The organism is Paraburkholderia sp. SG-MS1 (assembly GCF_012275575.1).
Lineage (GTDB): Bacteria > Pseudomonadota > Gammaproteobacteria > Burkholderiales > Burkholderiaceae > Paraburkholderia.
The window spans coordinates 1-5,992 of sequence record NZ_NPIH01000037.1; the positions used below are offsets into that span (position 1 = coordinate 1).

The 5,992-nt window shown below is 65.9% G+C and carries 6 protein-coding genes; 4 read left to right on the forward strand and 2 right to left on the reverse strand.

Features of this window, described 5'->3' with window-relative positions:
- Nucleotides 1–252: 252 nt before the first annotated feature.
- The gene (locus CIC12_RS02955; protein WP_168662016.1) at nucleotides 253–1,212 is read left to right on the forward strand and encodes an alpha/beta hydrolase; all 960 of its coding nucleotides are present in this window, start codon (nucleotides 253–255) and stop codon (nucleotides 1,210–1,212) included.
- Nucleotides 1,213–1,346: 134 nt separating this feature from the next.
- Here CIC12_RS02955 and CIC12_RS02960 read toward each other — a convergent pair whose 3' ends face one another.
- Together CIC12_RS02960 and ygfZ are read right to left on the reverse strand one after the other, a co-directional pair.
- Complete coding sequence (locus tag CIC12_RS02960; protein WP_168662018.1) at nucleotides 1,347–2,192, reverse strand: NRDE family protein; 846 nt, start codon at nucleotides 2,190–2,192, stop codon at nucleotides 1,347–1,349.
- 117 nt (nucleotides 2,193–2,309) lie between these two features.
- On the reverse strand, nucleotides 2,310–3,383 hold the full coding sequence (ygfZ, locus tag CIC12_RS02965) for a CAF17-like 4Fe-4S cluster assembly/insertion protein YgfZ (RefSeq protein WP_168662020.1): 1,074 nt from the start codon (nucleotides 3,381–3,383) through the stop codon (nucleotides 2,310–2,312).
- Nucleotides 3,384–3,461: 78 nt separating this feature from the next.
- Here ygfZ and mltG point away from each other — a divergent pair, with 78 nt between their 5' ends.
- From mltG to CIC12_RS02980, 3 genes are all read left to right on the forward strand, one after another.
- Entirely contained in the window at nucleotides 3,462–4,472 is a 1,011-nt protein-coding gene (gene mltG / locus CIC12_RS02970; RefSeq protein ID WP_168662022.1) for an endolytic transglycosylase MltG, read from the forward strand.
- A complete protein-coding gene (gene tmk / locus CIC12_RS02975; protein ID WP_168662024.1) occupies nucleotides 4,472–5,092 on the forward strand; it encodes a dTMP kinase in 621 nt (206 codons plus the stop codon). Before mltG ends, tmk begins: the two co-directional genes overlap by 1 nt.
- Nucleotides 5,093–5,184: 92 nt before the next feature.
- On the forward strand, nucleotides 5,185–5,992 hold an 808-nt coding region (locus CIC12_RS02980; RefSeq protein ID WP_168662026.1), incomplete at its 3' end, for a DNA polymerase III subunit delta'.

Genomic DNA, 5,992 nt, shown 5'->3' on the forward strand with positions numbered 1-5,992 from the left:
TTTCTATATCATCACGCATCCGGGCATCATGGCGACGGTGAAGCTGCGTCACGAGGATATCGAGCAATTGCGCAATCCCACCGATCCGATGTCGCTGAAGCCCGAGGTGAAGCAAGCGGGCCACGCATGAGTGGTGGCTGCCCGTCGTATGGCGTGTTCATCGTCTGAACGTCGTCCGATCGCCGGCGCGTTGCGTGCCGGCTTTCTTCCAACCTTTGGCGCACAGGCGCCTTCCGGTCCACCACGCGCACCATGCCGCTGAATCCAACGATCGAGCAGATACTCGACATGATCGCTCGGGCGAGGCGCCCGCTGTATCACCAGATGACCGCCCAACAGGCGCGCGCGGCGTACGAGAATAGCGCGCCGATCCTGGAGATCGCGAGCGCGCCGATGTTCACGCTCGACGACCTGTCCATTCCGGCGCGCGACGGCGCGGCGCTTCGCGCCCGTTTGTACCAGGCGGTCGAGCCGAGCTGGGCCCAGCCTGCGCCGGCGCTGGTCTATTACCACGGCGGCGGCTTCACGGTAGGCAGCGTCGACACGCACGACGCGCTGTGCCGGATGTTCGCGCGCGACGGCCAATGTACGGTGTTGTCGGTCGATTACCGCCTCGCGCCCGAGCACAAATTCCCCACCGCGGTCGAGGACGCGTTCGACGCGTTGAGCTGGCTGCACGGGAACGCCGCGCAATTCGGCGTGGACGGGGAGCGGCTCGCGGTCGGCGGCGATAGCGCGGGCGGCACGCTGGCGACCGTCTGCGCGGTATTTGCCCGCGACGCCGGCATCCGGCTCGCGCTGCAATTGCTGATCTATCCCGGCACGACCGGCTATCAGCAAACCGGTTCGCACGCGCGCTTCGCCGATGGTTTCCTGCTCTCGGGCGAGACGATTCAATGGTTCTTCGAGCAGTACATGCGCGACGAAAGCGATCGCGACGACTGGCGTTTCGCGCCGCTCGACGGCGAGCGCGGCGCACCCGATTTTCGCGGCGTCGCGCCGGCATGGATCGCGACCGCCGAATACGATCCGCTGAGCGACGAAGGCGATGCGTATGCGTGCAAACTGCGCGCGCTCGGCAACGAAGTCATGCTCATACGCTATCCGGGCATGATTCACGAGTTCTTCAAGATGGGCGGCTTTGTGCCCGCTGTCACGACGGCGCATGCGGATGCCGCGGCGGCATTGCGGGCGGCGTTTGCGGTGGAGTAGCCGCGACGGTTTGGACGCCCATGGGCAAGCTCGTCGTCTCGCTGTGACGCAGCGGGCCAGCCGGTCCTGCGCATGACCCCGTGAGAGGTGAAAGAAGACGAGGCGCGCAGCAGTACGGACTGCGCCGGACTATTTCACGCAATCTCGCGTTCGATGTTGAACGCGAAGCTGCGCTCGAAATCGCCGGGCCGCACGATCCGATGCGAGCCGTTGTCGTCGCTATGCTCGGCGATCGCCACGCTCACCACCTCGCCATGCGCGGTCACCCGCAAAGCGGTCGTGCCGCGCGTGCCGTAGTCCGGCGACTCGATGAACGCCGCCGACAACACCCGTTCGCGTTCGAGCGGAATACCGGTGGAGGGCAATTCGTCATCACGAGCGACACGCGGGTCTCGCATGAGATCGATCAGACGTTCGAGCGGCGGCATGGCGTCGCGCGCGAGCAGCGTGCCAAGCTCGGCGCGCTTTTTCACGAGCTTCGGCCACGCGGTATCGAGCACCGCATTCGAGATGCCGTGCGTGCCGGGTGAGAGCAGAGCGGGCGGGCGCTTTGCCCGGTTGCAATACCAGGCGAGCTCGCGGCGCGCCCAGTCGCCCACCAGCAGATTGAAGCCGTTGTAGATGTCGCCGGTTTGCGCGACGTGCTGCAGATACGCGAGCGGGGTCTCGTGCGGGCTGCCGTTCGATGCGCGTGCCGCGCCGTTTAGCCAGTCGCTCACGAGGGTGCCGCGAGTCGGCGCGTCGGCGCGCATTTCGTGCGGCGCGCGGTAATTGGTCAGCGCGGCAAAGCGGCCGTCGCGCGACAGGCCGAGCCATGTGCCGCCGCCCACCAGATCGCGGCCGGCCAGGACATCCGGCGCGTCCTGCCACCAGCTGATCGGATCGGCCGTGCGGCGAAAGAATTCGTCACGATTCGCGGCGAGCGTGAAAAGCGGGCCGTCGAGCGCATCGGGCCGCCAGTCGAAAACGATCAGGCACATCGGGGGGCGTCTCCCGCGAAAGGGCGTGGGCGTTGAAGAGGCCGGCAAAGGCGGTGAGCGAAAGCGGCCAGCAAAAAAAGCGGCGCGTGAGGGCGCCGCGCCGAACCATGCAAGACGTCAGACTTCGGTCGGCAACCCGTAGGGCAGCGCGAGAAAGCGCAGCGCCGGACCGTCGGCCGCGCCCAGACGCACGGAGCCGCTTTCCAGCGCCGCGAGCTTGATCTCGACCAGCAGATCGACCCCGCCGCCTTGCGCCCACGCCGCGTTCACGATCATCCCGCACGGCTGGCCCGGATCGTCCGAGTGGAACAGTTCCGCGCCGGGCCTGATGTCGTCCAGTTCGCCGTCCACGCTGGCGAGCGACGTGCGCCGCTTGATCGTGCCGCGATACTGGCTGCGTGCGACCACTTCCTGGCCGGGATAGCAGCCCTTGCGGAAATTCACCGCGCCGAGCACGTCGAAGTTGACCATTTGCGGCACGAACTGCTCGACCACCGGCTGCGTGATGCGCGGCTCGCCCGCGCGGATGTCGAGCCAGTCCCACACGGCCGGCGACACGCGCTTGAGTTTGTCGTCGAGCGAGGGCAGCAGCGCCTCGACCTGCACTTTCGGGCCGATCCACAGATAGCGCAGCCGCTCCAGCGCATCGGGCACGCGAATCAGCGAGCCCGCCGCGCCGTCCACTTGCACGTGCACGCCATCGGGCAGCGCGTCGAACACGCCGGACAACGCCTTGCGGACGTCGCCGGCAAGACCCACCGCCGCGAGTTCGCCGCTCGCGTCGACCAGTTTCGCCTTCGCACGCAGGATGAACATGGACAGCCGCTTCTGCACCGCGGGCTGCACGTCCTTCGACAGCAGCAGGCGGATCGTGTCGCCGCTGCGCCACGTCAGGAACGACGCGAGCAGTCGGCCCTTCGCCGAGCAGTAGCCCGCGAGCCGCGCGCTGGCGCCGTCGAGGTGCTGGGTGTCATTGGTCAGCTGGCCGTGCAGGAAGCTCGCCGCGTCGTCGCCGGTGGCGTCGATCACGCCGAACTGCGTGAGCGGCATGTAGGCGCCGTGATGGAGCACGGCGTCGAATTCATCGGCCGACGGACGCGGCAGCACGGCGAGCGCAGCGGCGGAACCCGGCGCGGTGCTGGACGGCGTGCCTGAAGGAGTGCCTGAAGCGGTAGCGAGCGGTGTGTTCATGGGTCCCGGGAACAGTCAATTCTGACTTTAGCTAAGGCAAACCGCTATTATATGCAGTCCACCCATGTCCCGTTTCGCATGTCCCTCCTGAAGAAATGTTTCGTCGCCGGCTCAATCGTCGTTGTGCTGGCCGCAGCCGCAATTGCTGGCGGGTATCACTGGGCGACCAGTCCGCTCGAACTGACCCCCGCGCAACTCGACGTGACCGTCAAACCGCACAGCAGCCTGCGCAGTGTCGCGCTGCAGCTCAATCGCGGCGGCGTGCCGGTAGAGCCCGAGCTGTTCATCCTCATGACGCGGCTGCTGGGCTTGCAGACCGATCTGAAATCGGGCAACTACGAGTTCAAGACGGGCGTGACGCCCTACGAAGTGCTGCAGAAAATCGCGCGAGGCGACGTCAACGAATACGTGGCGACGATCATCGAGGGCTGGACCTTCAAGCGCATGCGCGCCGAGCTCGACGCCAATCCGGCGCTCAAACATGACACGCTCGGCATGAGCGACGCCGACCTGCTGACGGCGATCGGCGCGCCCGAAGCCTCGCTCGGTACGGGCGAAGGGCTGTTTTTCCCGGACACGTATCTGTTCGACAAGAACGCGAGCGATCTCGAGATCTACCGTCGCGCCTACCGGCTGATGCGCGTGCGGCTCGACGAAGCCTGGCTCGCGCGCGCGCCGAACCTGCCGTATAAAACGCCGTACGACGCATTGACGATGGCGTCGATCATCGAAAAGGAAACCGGCAAACCCTCCGACCGCCCAATGGTGGCCGCGGTGTTCGCGAATCGCCTGCGCACGGGCATGCCGCTGCAGACGGACCCGACCGTGATCTATGGCATGGGCGAGAACTACACCGGGCACATCAGAAAGAAAGACCTGCAGACCGACACTCCCTACAATACGTACACCCGGATGGGCTTGCCGCCCACTCCCATTGCGCTGCCCGGGGTCGCGTCGCTGCAGGCGGCGCTGAATCCGGCCCAAAGCACCGCGCTGTACTTCGTGTCGCGCGGTGACGGCAGCAGCATCTTTTCAGACACCCTCGGCGACCACAACAAAGCCGTGGACAAATACATTCGAGGGCAATGATGGCGCGGGGCAAATTCATTACGTTTGAGGGCATCGACGGCGCGGGCAAGACGACCCATCTCGGCTGGTTTCGCGAACGGCTCGAAGAGAAGGTCGCGAGCACCGGCCGCTCGGTCGTCATGACACGCGAGCCGGGCGGCACGCCGCTTGGCGAACAGATTCGCGAGATCGTGCTGCACCAGAAGATGGACCTCGAAACCGAAGCGCTGCTGATGTTCGCGCTGCGCCGCCAGCATCTGGCCGAAGTGATCGAACCGGCGCTCGCGCGCGGCGACTGGGTGCTGTCCGACCGTTTCACCGACGCGACCTTCGCCTATCAGGGCGGCGGCCGTGGCTTGCCGCGCGACAAGCTGGAAGCGCTGGAGCGTTGGGTGCAGGGTGGCTTTCAGCCGGATCTGACCGTGCTGTTCGATCTGCCGCCCGAAATCGCCAGCGAACGGCGCAGCGCGGCGCGCGATCCAGACCGTTTCGAGAGCGAGTCGGCCGCGTTTTTCGAACGCACGCGCACCGAATATCTGCGCCGCGCGGAAGAGGCACCTTACCGTTTCGCTATCATCGACTCTTCGCTGAGCATCGTGCGTATTCAGAAGCAACTTGAAGAATTGATTTCAAGCCTTTGATTTAAAGGAAATATAATTTCCTTTTATGACAGCGCCCAAGCTCACGTCGAATCTCGCACAACGCTTTCAACTGATTGATTTTCAAAAGAAACATGATCTATCCGTGGCAAGCCGATGACTGGACCCGCCTGCAGCAGCTGCGCAGCCACTGGCCGCACGCATTGCTGCTGCATGGGCAGGCGGGCATCGGCAAGCTGCGCTTCGCGCAGCATCTCGCGCAAGGTCTGCTGTGCGAGGCCCAGCAGGCCAATGGCGAGCCGTGCGGCGCGTGCGTGGCCTGCAACTGGTTCGCGCAGGGCAATCATCCCGACTACCGCATCGTCGTCCCCGAGGCGCTCGCGGCCGAAGCCGGGGTGAGCGGCGGCGCCGACGAAAAAGCCGACAAGGTCGACGCCGACGAAGGCAAGAAGACCCGCGCGCCGAGCAAGGAAATCAAGATCGAACAGATTCGCGGCCTGCTCGACTTCGTCGGCGTCGGTTCGCATCGCGGCGGCGCGCGCGTGGTCGTGCTGTATCCGGCCGAAGCGCTGAACGTCGCGGCGGCCAACGCGCTGCTCAAGACGCTCGAAGAGCCACCGGCGGGCGTCGTATTCCTGATGGTGTCGGCGCGCATCGACCGTTTGCTGCCCACCATCATCAGCCGCTGCCGCCAATGGCCGATGAGCGTACCCGCGCCCGAGGTGGCGGCGAAGTGGCTGGCCGCGCAAGGCGTCGCCAAAGCGCCTGCGCTGCTCGCCGAAGCCGGCGGTGCGCCGCTTGCGGCGCTCGTGCTCGCCAGCGACGAGAACCGCACGCTGCGCGACTGGACGCTCAAGCAGCTGGCCGCGGGTCCCGATTGTGATGCCTTTGCCTGCGGCGAGGCGCTGCAGAAGCTGCCGGTGCCGCTGGTACTGGGCTGGC

What these genes read in the sequence shown, in the direction of transcription:
- CIC12_RS02955 (WP_168662016.1), top strand. Translation starts at nt 253, where the DNA reads ATGCCGCTGAATCCAACGATCGAGCAGATACTCGACATGATCGCTCGG.
- CIC12_RS02960 (WP_168662018.1), bottom strand. Translation starts at nt 2,192, where the DNA reads ATGTGCCTGATCGTTTTCGACTGGCGGCCCGATGCGCTCGACGGCCCG.
- ygfZ (WP_168662020.1), bottom strand. Translation starts at nt 3,383, where the DNA reads ATGAACACACCGCTCGCTACCGCTTCAGGCACTCCTTCAGGCACGCCG.
- mltG (WP_168662022.1), top strand. Translation starts at nt 3,462, where the DNA reads ATGTCCCTCCTGAAGAAATGTTTCGTCGCCGGCTCAATCGTCGTTGTG.
- tmk (WP_168662024.1), top strand. Translation starts at nt 4,472, where the DNA reads ATGGCGCGGGGCAAATTCATTACGTTTGAGGGCATCGACGGCGCGGGC.